The 21877-nt window shown below is 41.7% G+C and carries 15 protein-coding genes; 13 read left to right on the top strand and 2 right to left on the bottom strand.

Annotation, left to right across the window (positions count from 1 at the left end):
- The first annotated feature begins 73 nt into the window (after positions 1–73).
- On the top strand, positions 74–196 hold the full coding sequence (locus tag G9Q97_RS25225) for a hypothetical protein (RefSeq protein WP_262889475.1): 123 nt from the start codon (positions 74–76) through the stop codon (positions 194–196).
- A gap of 410 nt (positions 197–606) precedes the next feature.
- Here the strand turns inward: G9Q97_RS25225 and G9Q97_RS12390 are convergent, their stop codons facing one another.
- Both G9Q97_RS12390 and G9Q97_RS12385 read right to left on the bottom strand, forming a co-directional pair.
- Positions 607–1221 carry a DUF2911 domain-containing protein gene (locus G9Q97_RS12390; protein WP_166147317.1) on the bottom strand — a complete coding sequence of 205 codons (615 nt, stop codon included), beginning with the start codon at positions 1219–1221 and terminating at the stop codon, positions 607–609.
- Positions 1222–1507: 286 nt separating this feature from the next.
- The gene (locus G9Q97_RS12385; RefSeq protein WP_166147316.1) at positions 1508–1750 is read right to left on the bottom strand and encodes an RNA recognition motif domain-containing protein; all 243 of its coding nucleotides are present in this window, start codon (positions 1748–1750) and stop codon (positions 1508–1510) included.
- A 220-nt stretch (positions 1751–1970) separates the two neighbouring features.
- Here G9Q97_RS12385 and G9Q97_RS12380 point away from each other — a divergent pair, with 220 nt between their 5' ends.
- The 12 genes from G9Q97_RS12380 (at position 1971) to G9Q97_RS12325 (ending at position 21510) form a co-directional block, all read left to right on the top strand.
- On the top strand, positions 1971–2972 hold the full coding sequence (locus G9Q97_RS12380) for a 3-keto-disaccharide hydrolase (RefSeq protein WP_166147314.1): 1002 nt from the start codon (positions 1971–1973) through the stop codon (positions 2970–2972).
- An 85-nt stretch (positions 2973–3057) separates the two neighbouring features.
- Positions 3058–4158: a PepSY-associated TM helix domain-containing protein gene (locus G9Q97_RS12375; protein WP_166147312.1), complete on the top strand. Its 1101-nt coding sequence runs from the start codon at positions 3058–3060 to the stop codon at positions 4156–4158.
- Positions 4159–4335: 177 nt separating this feature from the next.
- Positions 4336–4776, top strand: a complete 441-nt coding sequence (locus tag G9Q97_RS12370) for a DUF5362 family protein (protein WP_166147311.1) — start codon at positions 4336–4338, stop codon at positions 4774–4776.
- A gap of 62 nt (positions 4777–4838) precedes the next feature.
- Entirely contained in the window at positions 4839–9317 is a 4479-nt protein-coding gene (locus G9Q97_RS12365; RefSeq protein ID WP_166147309.1) for a PAS domain S-box protein, read from the top strand.
- Positions 9318–9435: 118 nt separating this feature from the next.
- Positions 9436–13449 (top strand): CheR family methyltransferase, encoded by a 4014-nt coding sequence (locus G9Q97_RS12360; RefSeq protein WP_166147307.1) that lies wholly within the window; start codon positions 9436–9438, stop codon positions 13447–13449.
- 754 nt (positions 13450–14203) lie between these two features.
- Entirely contained in the window at positions 14204–14722 is a 519-nt protein-coding gene (locus tag G9Q97_RS12355) for a nuclear transport factor 2-like protein (RefSeq protein WP_166147305.1), read from the top strand.
- Positions 14723–14872: 150 nt separating this feature from the next.
- Positions 14873–17290: a TonB-dependent receptor domain-containing protein gene (locus G9Q97_RS12350; protein ID WP_166147303.1), complete on the top strand. Its 2418-nt coding sequence runs from the start codon at positions 14873–14875 to the stop codon at positions 17288–17290.
- 357 nt (positions 17291–17647) lie between these two features.
- A complete protein-coding gene (locus G9Q97_RS12345; protein ID WP_166147301.1) occupies positions 17648–18076 on the top strand; it encodes a nuclear transport factor 2 family protein in 429 nt (142 codons plus the stop codon).
- An 85-nt stretch (positions 18077–18161) separates the two neighbouring features.
- Positions 18162–19166, top strand: coding sequence for an NADPH-dependent aldehyde reductase Ahr (ahr, locus tag G9Q97_RS12340; RefSeq protein WP_166147300.1), 1005 nt, complete (start codon positions 18162–18164; stop codon positions 19164–19166).
- Positions 19167–19260: 94 nt separating this feature from the next.
- Positions 19261–19896: a sulfotransferase family protein gene (locus G9Q97_RS12335; RefSeq protein WP_166147298.1), complete on the top strand. Its 636-nt coding sequence runs from the start codon at positions 19261–19263 to the stop codon at positions 19894–19896.
- 348 nt (positions 19897–20244) lie between these two features.
- Positions 20245–21183, top strand: coding sequence for an NAD-dependent epimerase/dehydratase family protein (locus G9Q97_RS12330; RefSeq protein WP_166147296.1), 939 nt, complete (start codon positions 20245–20247; stop codon positions 21181–21183).
- Positions 21184–21348: 165 nt separating this feature from the next.
- Complete coding sequence (locus tag G9Q97_RS12325; RefSeq protein ID WP_166147294.1) at positions 21349–21510, top strand: hypothetical protein; 162 nt, start codon at positions 21349–21351, stop codon at positions 21508–21510.
- The last annotated feature ends 367 nt before the right edge of the window (positions 21511–21877 follow it).

Raw genomic sequence — 21877 nt, 5'->3', positions numbered from 1 at the left:
CACTGTTTTCACGCTTGGTTAGCGATCTTTCAGCCAGCCTGATTTATTTCTTAGTAGTAATACATGTAACCCTATGCCAGAAACAACTACAATTCAAGATGTGCTCAAGGAACTCGATCGGATCATAGAAAAGAGCATCGAAAACAACAGCAGGGTAGGCTTGTTTGCTTACATCTACAGACGCACTACTTTTTGAGATCGCATCCGAGATTGCCCTGAATCATTTTGAGGACAATAAGGCTTTTTCTCAAAATAATACAAGCGTTTGAAAAAAGTGAAGTGGGTGTTGTCATATCAAAATTAAAAGCAGTTTAAAATTTGCTTGTCATGTTTTGTAGCAAGCCGTAAATGCGCAACTTTTCCACTTCCCAATTCAATCGATTTAAAAAATCCGCTATAAAACTTCAACTCTCCTGCTCTATTTTTCTGAACAAGGAAAGGTAAAGCCAGATTCTTAAACCAAATAGAGACTTTGCAGACAGCTGAAACCCAGAATCCTTTTGGGCCTCCCTGAAACTAAAGAAACCTCCACAGGGAGGTTTCTTTCATACATCTTCCGGTAATTCTGGAATCCCGTTGTCTCAACGAATATAATGAAACCCCAGGTTAATTGAATGCGGCTTTGAAACCCTCCATTTTTTGGTCCACTTGCGTATCTACCATGAATGATAGTTTTGTCTTTTCCCATGAAAATATTACCCTGGCCACCTTATTGTCTGCTGCTGATATGGTGTAAGAAAGTCTTTCGTGTGCATCTTCCATCATTTCAGGGCTTACTTTGATAGCAACAGCATCATCCTTCGCCAATGCAGCAGCATCTACATTTTCACCCTGCATGTATGCATAGATGGCATTACCTTTACTGTTGAGGTGAATGGTCCAGTCACCAGACTGCGCAGGTGTAATGAAAACGGAGTATTTCCCAGCGTTGAGCGTCTTTCCTCCAATGCTTACTGCAGTGCTGAATTCAATGGTTGTAGGAGCATTGGCACCAGCCCTCCATGGCACACCAAAAGGAACAAGTTCTCCAAATACTGTCCTCCCCTTTACCCCTGGGGAAGAATAGTCTATGCTGATTTTTGTAAAACCCACTTGCTGAGATACAAAACTGGCTGGACTTGGAGCCGGGGCCTGAATCTGGGCTCGGGATTGGTAAAATGCCGAAAAAATCAGCAAAATGGTTAATGTAGCTGTCAGATACGAATTTCTTGAATTTTTCATTGAATTGGTTTTTTTGAGCTTTTGAAGCGGAAATATACGAAAGGCTATTGTAATTCCAGCTTATTCATTCGGGGAATTTAACCCTTGATAAAAGATATCCAGCACCAACATCCCAAATAGGACAAGTCAACCGGGTCGGGTATAGTAGCCAAACAAAAAATAGGAAAACGGTAAAAAAAGCAAGCAGGCCTGTTGGAAGCCAGTCAGAAGAAATGAAAGGAAAAATAAAAAAGATCAAGCCTGCATATTCCAATCAGCAAGGAAAACATTGGGCAAAGGGAAAGTACTACTGCTTTTCTGATTCTTTTACCACTATTGTACGTCCATCAACATCAGCTCCATCCAGTTGGGCTATCGCCGCTTTTGCCATTCCTTCGTCTGGCATGTCTACAAAGCCGAAGCCCCTGCTTCTGCCGGTGGCTTTGTCAACTATCACTTTTGCGGAGCTTACTTCTCCAAAGGGTTCAAAAAAACCCTTCAACTCGGAATCATCAATTTCAAAAGGAAGACTGGCAACAAATATTTTCATACTCATTCTATTTTATAGGTGTTTTTCAGGCGTAATTTGATAAAGCTACAGCTAATTTTGACAATATAAAATCTATTTGATTCAATTAATGCCAAAAGAAGACTACTAACAAACATGCGATAGCTAGGAAAAATGAGGCATTAATTTAAAATTATTAGTACATTCGGTTTTCATCCCTGGCTTGGGAGCAAAACAAAAGAAACTACTCATTTATAAGACAATGAAACATCCTATCTGCCCTATCTTATCGCTGTTTATCCTAATTTGCAGCTTTGGAAACGCCTTTTCTAACAACCACCAGCTGGATAACCCCTTTATTGGCATGTGGGGTCTTGAAATCGAAGGCGGAGGTGTTGGTTGGTTGCATGTCAACGAAGATAAGGGGTATCTCGATGCCGAACTTTTGTGGATTGGAGGGAGTGTTTTGCCTGTGGCGAATGTTTACCTGGCTGACGATAATACACTGGTAGTCACAAGAACCAGCTTCTCACGTAAAAGTGAGGAAAGAAGCCATACCCTTACCCATACGCTCCGAATTAAGAAAACCGGAGAGTCCCTGAAAGGAACGATGACAGGACCGGGAAGGAATGGTGAATACCAATCGAATTTTACCGGTAGCAGGATGCCTCCCATGCCTGAAAAACCAGAGCTGTCTAAAGTCACTTACGGACAACCCATTGCTTTATTTAACGGTAAGGACATGAGTGGTTGGGTATTAATGAATCCCAACCAGAAAAATGGTTTTGCAGTGAAAAACGGCACAATGGTAAATGATCCCGTACAACCAGAAAATGGGGCACACATTTCCTATGGGAATATTCGTACCCAGCAAGAATTCAAAGACTTCAATCTGACCCTGGAGGTAAACGTACCAGAAGGAAATAACAGCGGGGTCTACTTAAGAGGTATTTATGAAATCCAGGTGGTTGATTCCTATGGCAAACCGCTTGATTCGCACAATATGGGGGCGCTGTACAGTCGCATTACACCCAGCATGGCTGCAGAAAAACCTGCAGGAGAATGGCAATCCATGGACATCACCCTGGTAGATCGTCACGTAACGGTGGTGTTAAATGGTAAAAAAATTATCGATAATGAGCCCGCCTGGGGACCCACCGGTGGAGCCATGAGTGCCGATGTGCTCGCAGCGGGGCCCATATATTTACAGGGAGATCATGGAAAGGTCAGCTACCGGAATATCGTATTGACGCCCATTGATTGATCGCACCGGCTGCCGATAATTTGAAGTGGAATTAGGGCTATCCGTTCACCCTTGATTTGCCATTAAACGAATACCATTTAAGTACATGTCCTTCCGAAAGTTCCTGACCAAAATCCACCTGTTCCTTGGGCTAAGTATCGGGCTGTTGTTTACTATCATCTCCTTATCCGGAGCATTATACAGTTGGGAACCAGAGCTGAGCCGTATTGCCTACAAGCAAGACGTGGATGCAAAGGACAGTCCCTTTGTTTCTATTTCTCAAGTAAGAAATACCCTGCAAAAAAACTTTCCCGAAGGAGATTTTCGAACAGCCCTATACCGGGACCCGGAAAGCAGTATTGAAGTATTATTGTATGCTCCCGGCACCTATTACCTGGCACAACTCAATCCCTATACCGCAGAACTTATTCATTTGCAAGACATGAATAAGGGCTGGCTCAATAGTATAAAAAAACTTCACAGGAATTTGCTATTGGGTAATGTAGGAAGAGAAATCGTGCATTGGGTGACTTTATTGGCGCTACCCCTGCTCATTTCCGGCCTGGTGATCTGGTGGCCAATCAGGGGTTGGCCCGGTAAAAGTAATTTCCGCATCAACTGGTACGGTTCCCCCAAAAGAAAGAATCGTGACCTGCATACTGTCCTTGGATTTTATGCCACCTGGATACTGATTTTTGCGATTATAACCGGTATTTATTGGGGTTTCAGTACCGTAAGAGAAACGATAAAGCAGCTAAGTGGCGAAAATAAAATGAACTGGGAAAGCCCGCATTCAGAACTTCCGGATACCGGGCAATTAGCTGTAAACGATGACGTTTTGAATCGACTGATAGCCGAGTACCATAAAACCTTTTCCGAATCTGAGGTGAGGATCAGTATACCTCATGAAAAAGACGACCCCATCCACCTCTCCGTAATTGAGCCAAAAAAAGGGATAAATGCGATCGACCATTATTACCATGACCAGTACACCGGAGAACAAATCGAGGGTCATTTTTTAAACGGTTTATCCAGTGAGAGGAGTTCCTTCCAAAAAATTAACGGCATGGTTTATGACATCCATTTTGGAAGTATTCTGGGGCTTCCTGGTAGGATGCTGGTTTTTTTTGCGGCTTTGGTTGCGGCCTCTCTTCCAATCACCGGCTTTATCATTTGGTCAGGTAAAAAATACTCCCTTGCCAAATAGAAATCAGAAATTTCAACCTAGGGATTACATTTAAGGATATAATCCATTGGAGCAGTCAACATTTTGACTTATATTCATTATGGTATTAGACGTTTTGTATCCCAAATCAATTGGTGGATGTACTAAAACTTATGATATCATCTTATGACAAAAAACTTCAACCAAAAATCAAATACCATGGAAGATAATGAACCGGCCAATTCGTCCCCCATTCCTTTTGAGATAAAAAATTACCTTTTAGAAACCAGTAAATGGGGCAAATTCCTGGCAATAGTAGGTTATGTGGGCATTGGGCTAATCATCCTTATGGCAGTGGTGGTCTTGATAGGATTTTCCTTTTTTAATCCGGTAATGGACAATAACCTTAACCTGAGAGGTGTAGGGTTAATTTATTTAGTGATCGCAGTTGTCTATTATTTTCCCATCAATTATTTGCACAGGTTTTCCAGGCAAATTAAACTGGGGATTACGGGAAATGACGAACAATCCCTTACTTCAGGATTTGAAAATCTAAAATCGCTATTTAAGTTTATGGGTATATTTACCATCATTACCTTATCCATTTATGCCCTGTTTCTATTTATACTTTTACCTGTATCCGTGCTTTTTATGAAATAGAATGCCCTTTTTGATCAAAACCATTAATGACAGCTTTTGGACTTTCCGGAAATCAATGAAAAATGAACAAGCCCAAACCCGACTACAGCACTTTTTTTTACTTCAACCCAATACCTTCATGGGTTTATGATTTGGAAACATTTCAAATCCTGGATGTAAATCAGGCCGCAATACATCATTATGCCTATACAGAGAAGGAATTTCTACAACTTACATTAAAAGAGCTTCGCCCCAGTCAGGATATTCCAAAATTGATTTCCGCTCATTCAGGTATAGAAAAGCAGGAGGGCAATGTTTATTTCGGGATTTTCACCCACAAAAAAAAGAACGGTGAACTCATCCGTATGGATATCAATGGCCACAAAGTGGATTATTTGGGCACAGCAAGCATGATGGTAGTATGCAGGGATGTGACTGAGGAGGAAAAGCAGTTTAAACAGCTAAAGGAAGCTGAACAGAAATTGAAAGCGGTTTCAAGCATCGCCAAGTTGGGATACTGGCACTCAGAAGTGGGTGCGAACACACTGATTTGGTCGGATGAAGTATATAAAATATGGGGACGAAAAAAAGAGGACTTTAAACCGGATGTCGATAAGTTTTTCCAAACCATCCATCCAGACGATCGGGAAAAATTCAAAGAGGAGCAACGCTCCGCATTCAATGGTGAAAAAGAATATGATTTTATCCATCGTATTCTTTTGCCCGATGGAACTATCCGTTGGGTACATGAACTCGGCCGGTTGGAGCAGGGTGAAAACGGAAAACGCAAAGCATTTGAAGGCACGGTACAGGATATCACCAATCAAAAAGAATTGGAGCTCCGGCTGATCGAGACCAGTAAAAAGCTGAGCGAAAGCGAGAAACGCTTTAGAATCACTCAGGAAATCTCTCCCGATGGATTTACAATATTGCATCCTTTACGCAATAATAATGGGGAGGTGGTTGACTTTACCTGGATTTTTGAAAATCAGGCAATTGCAAATATTAACGGAACGAACCCGAATGATGTGGTAGGCAGGAAGCTATTAGACCTATTACCATCACATAGGAACACAGCATTATTGGAATCATTTATCCATGTAGCCAATACAGGGGATTCCACGATTTTGGAAGAAGTCTATGTGGGGGAGATTATTGCTAAACCTACATGGCTGCGGCTCGTGATTGTACCTATGGGTGAGGACATAGCCATTCTTACCCAAAACATAACCGAACGTAAATTAGCCGAGGAGGCAGTCCGGGAAAGTGAGGGCAGATTCAGGACCATCTTTGAAATTGCCTCGTTGGGAATTGCACAAGTTGATCCTTCAAATGGCAAAATAGTTCTGGTCAACTCCTATTATGAGTCCGTTACGGGTTATCAAACTGATGAGCTCCTCCAGATGAGTTTTTTAGAGCTGACCCACCCCGATGACAGAGAAAAAGATTGGGAAGTATTCAGCAGGGCAGCCCGGGGAGAAGAGGAATACAGAAATGAAAAGCGTTATATTAAAAAGGACGGTACAGTTATTTGGGTCCGCATTCACGTGGCATTCATCAGGGACGAATTGGGCAAACCCATCAGTACTGTGGCCATATGCGAGGATATAACCGAACGAAATAAACTCCAGGAGTTGAACCGGCACACTTCAAAACTGGCCAGAATCGGAAGTTGGGAAATCGATTTTACAGAAAATAAACTGTACTGGTCAGATATGGTACACGAGCTTCACGAAACGGATCCTGAAACATTTGTTCCAGATCTGTACAAAGCTATCAACTTTTACCGGGAGGATTATCTCGGGATTGTAAATGAAAAAGTAGAGCAATGCATATCCGAAGGTATTCCTTTTGATTTTGAAGCCATTTTGGTGACAGCCAAACAGCAGGAAAGATGGGTAAGGGTGATAGGGAATGCAGAGATGATCAATGATAAATGCCATCGGATTTATGGGAGCTTTCAGGATATTCACGGACGAAAAGAAACTGAAGTACGCCTGCAATCACTTGCTGATAATTTACCCGGTGTGGTATTCCAATACCGCCTGTATCCCGATGGAACAGATGCCTTAAAATATGTTTCCAAAGGATCCCTGCAGCTTTGGGGTTTTAGTCCGGAGGCAGTCATACAAAACAACGCATTGGTATGGAATCAAATCAAAGCCGGAGGTAATTTCGAGGAGGTGCAGGAAAGCATCATGGACGCTGTAAAAACAAAAACCAAATGGACGGCTAAGTGGAGATACGTTATGCCTGAAGGAGAAGTTAAATCTCATTTAGGTTTTGGCTCACCTTATTTTTTACCTGATGGATCCGTCACTTTTAACTCCCTGATACTTGATATTAGCCAGGAGGCAAAAAACGAAGAACTTCTGGAACAGGCTACCGAAATGGCCCGGATAGGCAGTTGGGAATTGGACCTGATCAACCAGGAAGGAGACGCGATGTATTGGTCACCAATGACCAGGCAAATCCTGGAGGTGGACGAAAATTACAACCCATCCCTAACCGGTGGGTTTGAATTCTATACCGAAAAAAGCAAACTGCGCATACAACAAGCAGTGGATCTCCTGATAAAGGAAGGTAAGGACTTTGACGAGGAACTGCTCATCATCACCGCTTCAGGAAAAGAAAAATGGGTACGATGCATAGGTAAGTGCGAATTTGTTCAGGGGAAATGTGTCAAAATATATGGCAGTTATCAGGATATCCATTCCTCCAAATCGCTGGAATTTCAAATTCAAGAGATTTTGGGAAGTATTTCGGATGCCTTTTATGCAGTAGATGGTGACTGGAAATTCACCTATTTCAACCGGGAAGCGGAAAATCTGCTGCAAAAACAAGCCTTGGATGTAGTCGGGAAAAATATTTGGCAGGTTTTCCCTGCAGCCATAAACACTCCCCTGGATGAAATTTACCACCGGGTAGTGGCCACAGGAAAACCGGAATCCTTTGAATACCATTTCCCCGGAGACAGCAAATGGTATGAAGTGAATGCCTACCCCTCCGGGGATGGACTTTCCGCCTATTTCAAGAATATAGATGAGCGTAAACAGGCGGCAGTAAAACTTGAAAAAGCCTACCAGGAAAAAAACAACATCCTTGAGAGCATTGGCGATGCATTTTTCAGCGTAAACAAAGATTGGATGGTGACTTATTGGAATAAGGAAGCTGAAAATTTCCTTGGACGCAAAAGAAAGGATATCCTCGGAAAAAATTTGTGGGAGGCCTATGCGGATGCCATAGATTCCGACTTTTACCGGCAATATCAGCAGGCAATGGAAACAGGGGAAACCGTCAACTTTGAAGAATACTATCCTACATTGCAGAAATGGTTTGAGATAGCTGCCTATCCCTCAAAAGAGGGATTGTCCATTTATTTCAAAGATGTAACCTTGAGGAAAGAAGCTGATATCCGACTGCAGGAAGCCAATGAACGCTTTGAAAAAGTAACAGAAGCCACCAATGATGCGATTTGGGACTGGAATATTCAAGCCCGTACGTTGTATTGGGGCAGTGGCTTCGAAAAGTTATTCGGATACCGAATTTACAATTCCACTGCTTCACTCGATTCCTGGTCAAAGCACATTCATCCGCATGACAAGGAAGGTGTCATGAAAAGTAAAGAGGAGATACTCGACAGACCTAATCAATACAACTGGTCCTCAGAGTACCGTTTTGAAAAAAGTGATGGAACCTTTTCAGATGTCATCGACAGGGGGATAGTGATCAGAAACGAACAGGGAAAAGCCATTCGAATGGTGGGTGCCATGACCGACATTTCGGAACGCAAGCATTTTGAACAACAACTTGTTGAACTCAACAAATCCCTGAAAGAATATGCGCACCAACTTGAACTCACCAATGAACAACTGGAACAATTTGCCTTCATCGCATCCCACGATTTGCAAGAGCCTTTACGAATGATTTCCAGTTTCATGGATCAATTGAAACGAAAATATGGTGATCGACTTGATGAAAAGGGGCATCAATACATTCACTTCGCCACTGATGGAGCCAGCCGGATGAGACAGATTATATTGGATCTTTTGGAATATTCCAGGGCTGGAAAATTGATGGATACTTTAGAAAAAGTAGACCTGAACAAAATAATAACCGACTACGGACTTTTAAGAAAAAGGATCATTACTGAGAAATCCGTCAAATTAAACGCAAGAAGGCTTCCTGTAGTACATTCCTATAAAGTGCCACTTACACAGACATTTCATTGTTTATTGGACAATGCCATCAAATATTCATTTGAAGATCGCAATCCTCAAATTGAACTTTCCGCAGAAGAATTGCATGATTTTTGGAAAATAGGAATCAAAGACAATGGAATAGGCATAGACCCTAAATTTTTTGAAAAGATATTCATTATCTTCCAGCGATTGCACAACAGGGAAAAATATTCAGGCACCGGCATTGGCCTGTCCATTGCCAAAAAACATATAGAATCCTGGGGAGGAGAAATTTGGCTGGACTCCTTCCCCGGGGAGGGATCCACTTTTTATTTCTCCATACCAAAAAATAAAAATCCAAACGGGAGATCAAAAGCTTAAATCCAAAACGGGGAAGGAAGGAAAAGCACAATCCTGGAGATGTCAACTTTTATTGTGTAACTTTAAAAAATTCGCCCGGCTACTGTATTATTCTATTATCTAAAAATTCCACCTGAAAATGAAAGTTGATTTCCCTATTGTCGCCATCGGAGCTTCAGCAGGAGGTTTAGAGCCTTTGGAAATTTTTTTTGAAAATGCCAAAACCGATTCATCCTTTGCCTATGTTTTGATACAGCACCTGGCCCCAAACCACAAGAGCTTAATGGATGAATTGCTCGCAAGGCATACGGATCTACCCATCAAAATCATCCAACACCAAATGCCGGTAGAAAAAGGGACAATCTACCTTAATCCACCCAAAAAATTTATAGAGCTGTTGGATGGGAAATTTTCCTTAAGCGAAAAGGAAGACCGAAGGCTGAGCTTTCCAATCAGTAGTTTTTTTTATTCTCTGGCAGTGCACCAACATGAAAATTCCTGTGCCATTGTGCTTTCCGGTACAGGAAGTGATGGATCGGAGGGAATCAAGCATGTCAAGGAAAAGGGAGGGCTTGTGTTGACACAGCTGCCCGAAACAGCGAGATTTGACGGAATGCCCAAAAATGCCATCAACACAGGCGCCGTAGATAAAGTCTGCACCGTGGAGCAAATGCACCAGGAATTGGAAGCTTATTTTTTAAACAGGATTGAGTTGAGCGGCAAGAAACTGGAATCCAGCAATAGCAAGAATGTGATTTCAGAAATTTTGAAAAGTGTTTTGGATCAAATCCATGTGGATTTTACAGGATACAAATATACAACCGTGTCCAGAAGAATTGGCCGGAGAATGAGCCTTTTAGGTTTTTCAGCTATGGAAGACTACCTTGATTATTTGGAAAATAATTCTACTGAGGCTCATTTATTGTCTAAGGAGCTATTGATTGGAGTGACGCGGTTTTTTAGAGATGATGAGGCTTTTGAAGCACTCAAAAACAAGGTTGTTCCCCAGTTGGTTGAAGCCAATAAAGACAACAAATTCATCCGGATTTGGGTGACTGCCTGCTCCACAGGAGAGGAAGCCTACTCCATAGCCATTCTGATAAAAGATTACCTCCGCATGCACCGCCTGCAGTACGATGTCAGTATATTTGCTACTGATTTGGATAAAGAAGCCATTAAATTGGCTGCCAATCGAATTTTCCCTGAAAATATCGGTGCAGAAATACCCCCTGAGTACCTCAGTACCTATTTCATCCCCCATAGGTCCGGTTACACTATTTCAAAAGAAATCCGGGAGATGATCGTTTTTTCAGCTCACAATGTTATTCAAGACCCCCCATTCAATAAAATTGACCTGATCTGTTGCAGGAATTTCCTGATTTACCTCAACGATACGATACAGCAACAACTTTTTTCCATCTTCCAATATGCCCTGAAAAACCAGGGATTTTTGTTTTTGGGATCCAGTGAATCATTGGGCAAATCCGCTGAAGAATTCATCGAATTTGATAAAAAGAACAAAATTTTCATTAACCGGGAAAACAAGAAATTTATCCAGCAAATCCGCTCTCCCAAAGCAAAGACAGCCGCTACCTATGGCCAGGACCAACAGGGGAGCACTTCTGGGAATGGCCCAGCTCCGGGGAGGAATAAATTGATGAATGAAATCCAAAATGCCCTTATTCAGGCCTACGTACCGGATTCCATTGTGACGGATGAATATTTTAATCTGCTCCACACCACTGGAAATGCCAACCGATGGTTGCGGCTGCCTGCGGGTGAAATCAGCTCCAACGTAATGAAAATGCTTCCTGAATCACTTGCAGTACCATTGGAGGTGGTAGCCAATAAAGTAATTCATTCCGGCAAACCCATTACCCTGAATAATGTAGCCGTAACCAAGGACCTTAGTGAATACTTCAAAGATCAGGAATCAATCAAAGTCACCGTCCATAAAACGGACCTTATTGATAACACTGTCCATCTTTTTATAACTTTCGAACCCGAAAACACCGCCACAGCCCAATCCGAAACCGTAAAAATAGACATGGGCACGGCATCTATGGAGAAAATCACTATTCTGGAACGGGAACTCCGGGTCAATAGGGAAACGCTTCAAACCACAATAGAGGAACTGGAATCCAGCAATGAGGAATTGCAGGCGGCAAATGAAGAACTTCAAAGCTCCAATGAAGAATTGGAATCTGTCAATGAGGAACTTTATACGGTAAATGCAGAATACCAGCAAAAAAACCTGGAACTCTCAGAAGCCAACAATGACCTCAACAACCTGATTCAAAACACAGAGATTGCCCTACTTTTTCTGGACTCCCATCTAAATATCCGCAAATTCACCCCGGAAATCAAAAAGATCATGAACCTGATGCCCCATGATATTGGCCGGAACATCAGCCATTTTAGGGGAAAAGTACAATTGGATGATTTCCTGGACCGGATCGAAGAGGTCTTTACCAGCCTGGTCCCCTTTCAGGTACAGGTGAAAGACATTAATGAAAAAGAATATTTGCTCAAAATATCACCATTCAAAACTCCTAAAAAGGAAATACAGGGGGTTGTGTTGGTGTTTGTGGACATCTCCCAGAGCAGCCGTATGGAAAGGGCGCTGGAAATTTCCGATCAAAGTCTGCTGGCGCTAAAACAAAAACACCACAGCCAAAATGAAATTTTCGAACTCATCACCAACAACCTTAGGGATCTGGTAACCATTATTTCACCTGAGGGAAAGGTAGAATATTGCTCTCCATCAGGCTTTGACATCACCGGATTCAGCCTTGAGAAAATGTATGAACTGAATTTTCTCGATCAGGTGTCCGATGCCATTCATCAGGCTCGCTGGAAAAAAGCCATTGCTGACCTCAGCAAGCACAAAGATCCCGGTTTGATTCATTTTAAATTCAAAACTGCAAAGGGAAATTTCAGGTGGATGGAATCTAACTTTAAACAACTGCATCAGGCCAATCCCGAAAAATCAAGAATCCTGGTCACCACCCGTGACATTCACCAAAGGATGCTTGATGATATTGAAAAATACAAATTGGCCCTTATTGCCGAGCAGACAAGCAATGCCGTCCTGATCACCGATCCAGCTGGCCGGATTACCTTTGCCAACCAGGCCTTCGAAAACATGACAGGCTATGAGGCCGCCGAAACAATTGGAATGATCCCGGGGCGGTTACTTCAGGGCGAGGAAAGTGATTCCGATATCATCAGAATCATGTCCGATGCCATCAAAAAAACACAGCCATTTGATGTGGAATTGATCAATTATTCAAAATTTGGAAACAAATATGTAGTTCGGATTCAGGCCGAACCCATGTACGATTACGAAAAACAATTTATCGGATTTTTTTCCATTCAGACAGATGTCACCCACCAAAAGGACCAATTTGAGGAGATCCATAAGCTGAACCTAAAAATAAAAGAGCAAAACAATAAATTGGAAGAAGTCAACACGGCATTAGAGGAATTTGCTTATGTGGCTTCTCATGACCTGAAGACTCCTGTTCGAAACATCCGGGGCCTCCTGGATCTGATCAGGAAAAAGGGAGAAACATTAGATTTAAAGAAAAGAGACCATTATTTTGATATCATTTTCTCCTCTGCAGGAGAATTAAACAGAATGATTGATAACCTGCTGGAATATTCCAGAACCGGCAGGTCCCAGGAGGAATTAGAATTTGTCAATCTGCCCAGCTTGATGAAAGAAATTACCAGGCAGTTTGACAGCGATTTGGAAGAATTGGCTGGTAGCATCCAGGTGAATCTACAGGTAGACGAGATCCAGGTGTATCCAATTCTTTTCAAGCGATTGGTCACTAACCTGATCAGCAATGCCATTAAATACAGGGGCGGCTCCCCTCCGGAAATATTGATTTCCTGTCAGAATAGCGATCCGCAGACAGTTAGTTTCCAGGTCAGAGACAATGGTATGGGAATTCCAGAGGACCAGTATGAGCAAATTTTTAAAATATTTAAATCCTTGAACCCCAGCAAAGACAGCAATGGAATAGGGCTTTCAGTCAGCAAGAAAATTGTGGAACTGCACGGAGGAACGATCTGGGTGGATTCCAAAGTCGGTGAGGGAACTACTTTTTTCTTTACCATTAAAAATAATCATCGGGAAAAAAATTAAGGTAATTAATACAGTTTCAAATTCCATTCGTCCAAAATTGGATTTTTTAAAAAAAATAGATGGCACATTGTTTAGTAAACAGAATATAAAATTATTTATTTTATGTTTATAAAATTTTACTCAAAATAGAATATTAAATCTATAAGTTTTTTGATGCAGCCAATGGTTGGACGTTAATAAGGATAGGGATGGGGGCAAATGCGCATTTTGCCGATTCCGAAAATCCAAGGCTGGAATTGAAGATCCGAAGATTTTCCAAACTCGACTGTCTGATGGCACAAACATCTGCAGCAAAAATGCTTTTCGCGAGGGAATACTATTGGATGCTGCAAAATAGGTAAAGTTCTCCTTGATATTTGACGGGCGAAGCGGCCATACTTTCCCCCGCTTTTTGGTGTGTGGATGTTTATTTTTCCAAATGGGGCTTAGGGCCCATGCTTCAAATCCTGCTCGGAAAAGAACTCCATGGACTCCGGACAGTAAACCCATCCTTTCGTCCTGACCTACTTTCCGATCACTGGTAATCTATTTACTTTTAACGTCTACCAGTGTCATATCAAGCCTAGACCTACAAGTTAATCCAGTGCGTCTTTTGAGCCATCTCAGCGTTACAAAAAGCCGCAAATAGTTATGGCTATGCCCGTTTTTTGTGCCTTGACCTGACTCAAAACCTACTACCGCCTTAACCATCATTCACGCGTTGACATGACACCCGATAAAACTTTCCTTTTCTAAATAATCAAACCCAATCCTAATGAAAAATTTCAAAACAATTTTGGCAGCTCTATTCCTGCTGTTGCTGACAACACTTGTTTCAATGGCACAGGAAGCTACGCTCGAATTTCAGAATGCAGCAAAAGCGATGGAAGTAGTCCAGACCTACACGAAAGCACTTCAGGAAGGTGATGTGGCCACAATGAACGCCCAATTCGAAGCAGGAGCCATGATTTATGGTTTGGGCGGAGGCTTGGACTCCCTTACTGTAACTCAGCACAAAGAATATTACACTGCAAGCACCAATACCTACAGGCACAGCCTTTCGCAAGAGCTTTATCTGCCGATCAAGGTTACCAATAACTGGAATGAGGGCGAATGGATCCTGTCATGGGGGATAAACACGCTTACAAACAAGGCAAATGGGAAAACAATAGCAGTGCCATATCATACAGCCGCCACAGTGGTAAAGGGTAAAATAACTCACATTCGGTATTGGTATGACATGCTCAATATTCTAGAAACGCAGGGTTTTAAGGTAACTCCTCCTGCTAATTGAGTAAATCACCCACTTCGTAATGTCATATTTCTTTTGGTGATCTAAGATCGCCAAGGAGATTTATTTCCCCGATCAAGAGGCATTTTTTGGCTTGTCTTGAAGAGTTGAAGCTGAAAAAAAGTAACCCACTAAAAATTTTATTATAACCTAATGAAGGCCCCATTAATTGCCGTACTGCTTTGTTTATTGGCTTCTGGCGTTTTTTCTCAAGGAACGATCCAGGGAAAAGTGTTTGATTCCCAGTCAAAAGGGATATCCTATGCCAGTGTATTGCTCAGGAACGAACCGGACTCCTCCCTGATCAAAGGGGCTATTTCCGATGCATCCGGCAACTATATTTTTTCGGATATTCCAAAGGGGCAATACTTTATAGAAGTGACGATCATGGGATATGCTAAAAGCTATTCCCCTCTGTTCCCTTTCTTGGGAACTGAAAAAAATGAGTTGGCGGCTATCTTATTGAAAGAAGAGGACCATAACCTGGATGAAGTGACAGTAACGGCCACCCGGCCACTATTTGAGTTGGAACAGGGGAAAATGGTGGTCAATGTGGCGAACAGCGTTTCTGCTGCGGGTTTGTCTGTCATCGATGTGCTGGACAGGTCTCCCGGGGTAATGGTGAACAGACAGGGTAATTCGCTTTCCGTTTTAGGGAAAAACGGCGTGGTTATACTGATGAACGGCCAACGGTTCCGAATGCCCCTGGAGGCGGCTTTTCAGATGCTGGCCGGTCTCAACTCCAGTGATGTAGAAAAGATCGAAATCATCACCGTCCCCCCAGCCAACTATGATGCGGACGGAGATGCGGGGTTTATCAATATTGTGATGAAAAAAGACAATGATATGATCGGCACCAACGGTTCCCTTACACTCGGCCAAGGCTATGGATCTGGCTACAACGGCAATATGAGCGTCAACCTCAACCATCAAGGGCCAAAATTCAGTTGGTTTGGTCTTTTGTCCACGACTTATGTAGATCAGGTTCAGGAATGGGAACAATTTAGGGGCAACAACAACGGATTTGAAGACATTAGTATTGATACAAACACCGACCGGTTTTCCACCAGAAAGTCCATCAATTACCAGGCAGGTTTTGACTACAAATTAAGTACAAACACCATCTTCAGTGGCTTGGTCAGTGGCTATACTAACCGTTGGGATATGACCGCACCCAATGTCACAAAATCCAATTATTCCATCTCCCCGGATACCCTTTTTAGAATGACAACGGTAGAAGTTAATAAATGGAGTCATATCATGGGCAATATCAATCTTCAGCATACCTTTCAAAACGGGCAGGTCATCAGCACAAATGTGGATTATCTCACTTATAGGAATTCAAATCCATCCTGGTATACCATTATGAATTATGATGAATCCAATGATTTGATCGGTTCAGAAGAATTCAGAATAACCAAAGATACACCCATTGAGCTTTGGGTGACAGATCTTAACCACTCCATGAAAATAGGGGAATCAGTAGCCGTAGAATCAGGTGTCCGGGGCACTTTTTCAGAATTTACCAATACTGTTCTCTTCGAAGAGAAACTTGGATCAGATTGGCTGATTGATCCAAACTTCACCAATGATGGCTTTCTCGAAGAAGATATATTGGCAGCTTTTTCCACAGCAAAAATTGAATTTGATGAAAAAACGACCTTAAATGCCGGGTTAAGGTACGAGAACACCAAAACCAACCTGACGACCGTTTCAGGAGAAAAAATCGTTGACAGACACTACGGGGATTTCTTTCCAACGGCATATTTATCCAGAAAAATCAATACTGACAACCTGGTACAGCTGTCTTATGGACGCAGAATTACCCGTCCCACCTTCAATGAAATGGCACCTTTTGTGTTTTTTTCTGACCCTTTTACCTTCTTCGCCGGCAATGAAAACATCCTCCCTACCTATACCAATACCCTCAAAACAGATTATTCCTACAAAAGTTGGATTTTCTCGGTGCAGCATAGTATGGATAAAGATGTAATTGCACAATTTCAACCTACCCTAAATGAAGAGACCAACACCGTATTCCTTAAAACAGAAAATATCGACCAAAGGCAGACGGTATCCATGATTGTCGCTTTCCCCTTGAAAATAACTTCCTGGTGGGAAACCCAAAACAACTTCACGGCAAATTATCAGAAAGTCAATTCAGAACTGAATGGAGAGGCTTATGATGTAGATCAGAAAGGTATTCAGGTAGTGCTGACCAATACCTTTACACTTCCCAAAAAATATACCATTGAGTTGATGGGGTATTATATGTCTCCCAGTATCATGGGATATTACAAGGTACTTTCGCGGGGCTTTCTCAATCTGGGAATCCAAAAGGACTTCCAAAAAGCAGGGGTGTTAAGGTTATCCTGCAACGACATACTCGAAACCAGTCAACTCAGGTGGAGATCATTTGATGGTGCTGATTTAGAATTTTCGGGCAGGCTCAAGTTTGAAAAAAGAGTGTTCATGGCTACCTACACCTACAAGTTTGGAAACAGTAAGATCAAAGGAACCAGGGACAGAAAAGTAGGCTCCCAAGAGGAACAGAAAAGAGTGACCAATTGATCAAAAGAAAATAAATCGATACAATGGGACAAAAAAGGGGTGGCCTCGTCCTTGATGGCTTTCATTTCAAAAATTAAAAGGGTAAGTTTTAATGTGCTTTATTACTGATAGCCAGACCTTAGTCCATCATTGATTTTCCCAAAATCAAAAAATATACGATTCAAATAAACGATTCCTATGAAATCAGAAAACCAGAATACTTCTGATTGAGACCCATAGCCTACGGATATTTCCATGCCGGAATTCTTAATTGAAATCGAAATGGAAGTACATAAACCATAATAACTTACTTTTCCAAAGTTTTGAACTTTGGAAATGTTATAAAGTAACTTAACAAATTAAAACAGAAAGAATTTTATGAAAACACATAAAGATGATTTAAAAAATGTCACCAAAAATAGGGCTGTAATAGAAGGACTTTACAAAGCTTTTGCCGTAGGCGATATCCCGACAGTTTTGGAAATGATGGATTCCAATATCATTTGGAATGAGGCTGAAGGCAATGCCTATGCAGATGGCAATCCATACAAAGGACCGGAAGCGGTATTGAATGGTGTTTTTGCCCGCATTGGTGAGGAACATGAATATTTTAACTTGAAGGATATCGAGCTGCACGAGATGTTCAATGATAAAGTGTTGGCCACCTTACGCTATGATGCCAAACGCAATAATGGCAACAGTTATGATGCGCAAGTGGCGCATTTCTGGACACTTAAGGATGGGAAAGTGGTTGGTTTTCAACAATATGTGGATACGAAAAAATTAAATGATGCCTTAACTAAGTAAAAAGAAAAGCATCATAAAGGTTAAAATCCAAAAATTTAATTTACACCCATTCGATATTACCCCCACTTTAAACCAAATCAAAACTATGAACGTATCCGCTTATGCCGCCAATGGCCCCCATGAAAAATTAACGCCTTTTTCCTACGAATTAGAAGAACCAGGTGCTGAACAAGTCGATATCCGGGTAATCAACTGTGGCATTTGCCACTCAGATCTTAGTATGATGAATAATGACTGGGGCATGACTGCCTATCCCATTGTCCCCGGGCATGAAATCATTGGTGAAGTAATCGCGGCAGGTAAAGCTGTCAAGAATGTAAAAGTCGGGGACAAGGTCGGTGTGGGTTGGTTTTCTGGTTCCTGCATGTCCTGTCATGAGTGTATGAATGGCTCCCATCACCTATGCAGTACAGCCGAGTTCACTATTGGTGGCCGACATGGTGGTTTTGCAGACCATGTGCGAAGTCATTGGTCCTGGGCTATTCCCTTGCCTGAGGGTATCGACTTGGACAAAGCCGGACCCTTGCTTTGTGGTGGCATTACCGTGTTTAACCCTATCATTATAGCCGGAGTCAAAGCAACGGATAAAGTTGGCGTCATTGGCATTGGAGGCCTGGGCCATATGGCACTCAAATTCCTGAACAAATGGGGTTGTGAAGTAATTGCTTTTAGCTCCAACCCTGATAAAAAGAAGTCCATCCTGGAAATGGGGGCCACGCAGGTTGTGGATTCCACAAATCCAGAGGAACTGGCCAAAATTGCGGGAAGTTTGAGTTTCATTCTTAACACGACCAATGTCACCTTAGATTGGAATGCCTATTTGACCGCTTTAGCCCCAAAAGGAAAATTTCACAATGTAGGAGCGGTTTTGGAACCGATGGCCATACCTGCATTTTCCCTGATTATGGGAGAAAAATCTGTCGCAGGTAGCCCTCTTGGAAGCCCGGCCCTGACACGAACCATGTTGGAATTCTGTGTTAGACATGGCATTTATCCGATTACAGAAGAATTCCCCATGTCAAAGGTAAATGAAGCTTTGGAACATCTGGAATCAGGAAAGGCACGTTTCCGAATTGTATTGAAAAACTAGTGGATTCAACTATCCTATCATTGGAACAATTTTCAAAAAAGGGTACGCCGAAAAACGATTTATTGTAGGCAGTTAGTAAACAAAAAGATTATTTATGGAATTAAAAGTTATTGGATTAGGTCTGGGAAGAACCGGCACCTATTCATTGAAAACAGCACTTGAGGCACTGCAACTGGGTCCTTGCCACCACATGGAGCGGGTGGCGCAAAACATGCCCGTCCAACTACCCCTTTGGAATGAAGCATTGAATCACCCGACTAATTTTGCCGCTGTTTATGAAGGTATGCAAAGCGCCGTTGATTGGCCTACGGCTGCCTTTTACAAAGAGCTGTTTGCAAGGTATCCGAATGCTAAGTTTATTTTAACACACCGCAGCAAAGAATCGTGGGCAGAAAGCTTTGGTTCTACGATCTACAAATTGCTTACCGACCGGAAAAACACACCCGCTCCCGTTCAGGAATGGCTCAATATGGTGGTGAAGGTGATTGAAAAATCAGGTTTTCCAATGGGTCTTGATTTTGAGGGCCTGGCAGAAAGATACGGAGCACATAATAAAGCAGTGAAGGCTTTGATCCCACCCGAACAACTACTGGTATATCAGGTACAGGAAGGATGGGAACCTTTGTGCGCATTTTTAAACGTAGAGGCCCCCACAACAGCATTTCCCCGCACCAACAACCGGGAAGAATTCTGGGATTTGGTAAATGCTGCTACAAAGCCAACATCTTGAGGCTTGCTTTATTCCATTGATCATGTATTCTACCAAAGCAATGGATTAGTATTGCTTGAGTCCATGATAGCTAATACGGTTTTTTTACTTACAAGAATTCTAGTTCTTCTCTGAATTCTAGATGAAAAATATACAACAGCCACCGAGAATTAAAACCAACTGAACTGACAGTAACATAATCAGAAAAGTCGAAAATAGAACAGACGTAAAACCTAATTAAACAATTATGAAATCGACACGATTAAAATCATCATTAAACACGCAGGGCAATGATTATTTTAATCGTCAAAGATTCCATAGCCTGCCCCGACTAATCGGGGGGACCTTTAAAAAACAAAACATAAACCCATGAAAAAAGTAGGCATCATCGGGGGTTCAGGCTTTATAGGAAGCTATAACACCCAAAAGTTTTTGAATGAAGGATACCAGGTAAAAGTATCTACAACAGACCTTTCCAAAAAAGAAAAGTACCAACATTTGCTCAGTCTCGAAAAGGCTGGAAATTTGGAAATTGCACAACTTGATGTTGAAAACAAATCAGAGTTGCTTGATTTTTTGAAAGACTGTGAAATCGTAATTCACGGAGGAACACCCTTTCAATTGGATGTGAAAGACCTTCAGAAAGAATTGTTTGATCCGACCATCAAAGGAACGGAAAACTTTCTTGAAGCAGTTCTAAAAACTCCCGGAATTGAAAAAGTCGTATTTATTGCATCCGTGGCAGCCTACAATACAAACTTTCCATTTTTACCTACGGGAAAAACTGAAAGTGATCAAATCACTGAATTTGATACACCATTTATGAGCGACGAAGGTATTCCTTATGCCCAGGCAAAGTTCATTGCTAATCAAACCGTTGATAAATTCATTTCTGACCACCCCAAGCTAAATTTTGAAATCACTTCTGTTTCGCCTGTGGGTGTCATGGGAAAATCATTGTCAAACAGGGAGGATTCCACTTCAACGGGTATTCAATTTTTGTTTAAGAATAAAATCGCCCCAAACCCATTCATCCAAATGATCTATGACATGGATGTATTGTGGGCATTGGTAGATGTAGAAGATGTTGCTGATGCCATTTACAAAGCGGCTTCAACCGAAAACATCCATGGGAAAAACTACCTTTTGTCAAGCGAAAGTTATAGGGTTTCAGATATTAGTTTAATGCTGAATAATCAAGCTCCTTTAGGCAAGCCTCAAATCGTTTACAGTTCCGATTTGGCACTAAAAGACTTGGGGATAAACTTTAAACCGGCAAGTATTCCTTTGAATAACTATTCCTCTTAACAACTGCAATTGGTTCTAGGTCTGCGAAGATGAGTCCAACCAAAACGGACAATTCACAATGGTCAAATCAATTACATCAAAAGTAGGCTACTGTGCTAAATGGATTCCTGTGTCTATGAGGAGAAAGAATAGTGTAAAACTAACCGTCATGAATAAACTGGGTGAATGAAAAGAATTGAAGAAATTGAGGGTGTTACTGCCTTCCTCATGAGCAGCGCTGCAGGCTGGGATATTCCGCAAAAGGACACAGTATCCATTTCCAAGCCTGAGAAATATATCTTAAACCCGAATAGCAAATCACCCCAAATTACCTTAAGACAAGGGTAGATCGTGGATAGACAGCTAGACAACATGTGAAATGGAATCAGAGATAAACGCTTTGGTAGTTCATTTTTTAGAGACAGCGTAAAAAATTATACTAATGGCCTGAGTTTAATTTAAATGCTTAACAAATTCCCAATAGTATATCATCTAGAAAATGATGCCCTTTTTCATTAAAGTATTGTAACTCGATTTGTGATGAAATGCTTCATTCCTTTTTCAAACAATGCGGTTGATAAAAGGTTACCTACCTTTAAGAAAAACCACAAAAACATGAACCAGACGCATAATTTACCAACCTGAGTTCGATTTTAATATATGGCAATTTGATTAGTTTGAGCAGTTTCATATTTGATTCCGGGCTTTTTTGGGA

This window comes from Cyclobacterium plantarum (genome assembly GCF_011290685.1).
GTDB classification, from domain to species: domain Bacteria; phylum Bacteroidota; class Bacteroidia; order Cytophagales; family Cyclobacteriaceae; genus Cyclobacterium; species Cyclobacterium plantarum.
Note: the sequence above shows the minus strand (reverse complement) of the source record. Positions and strands in the feature narration are given on the sequence as shown.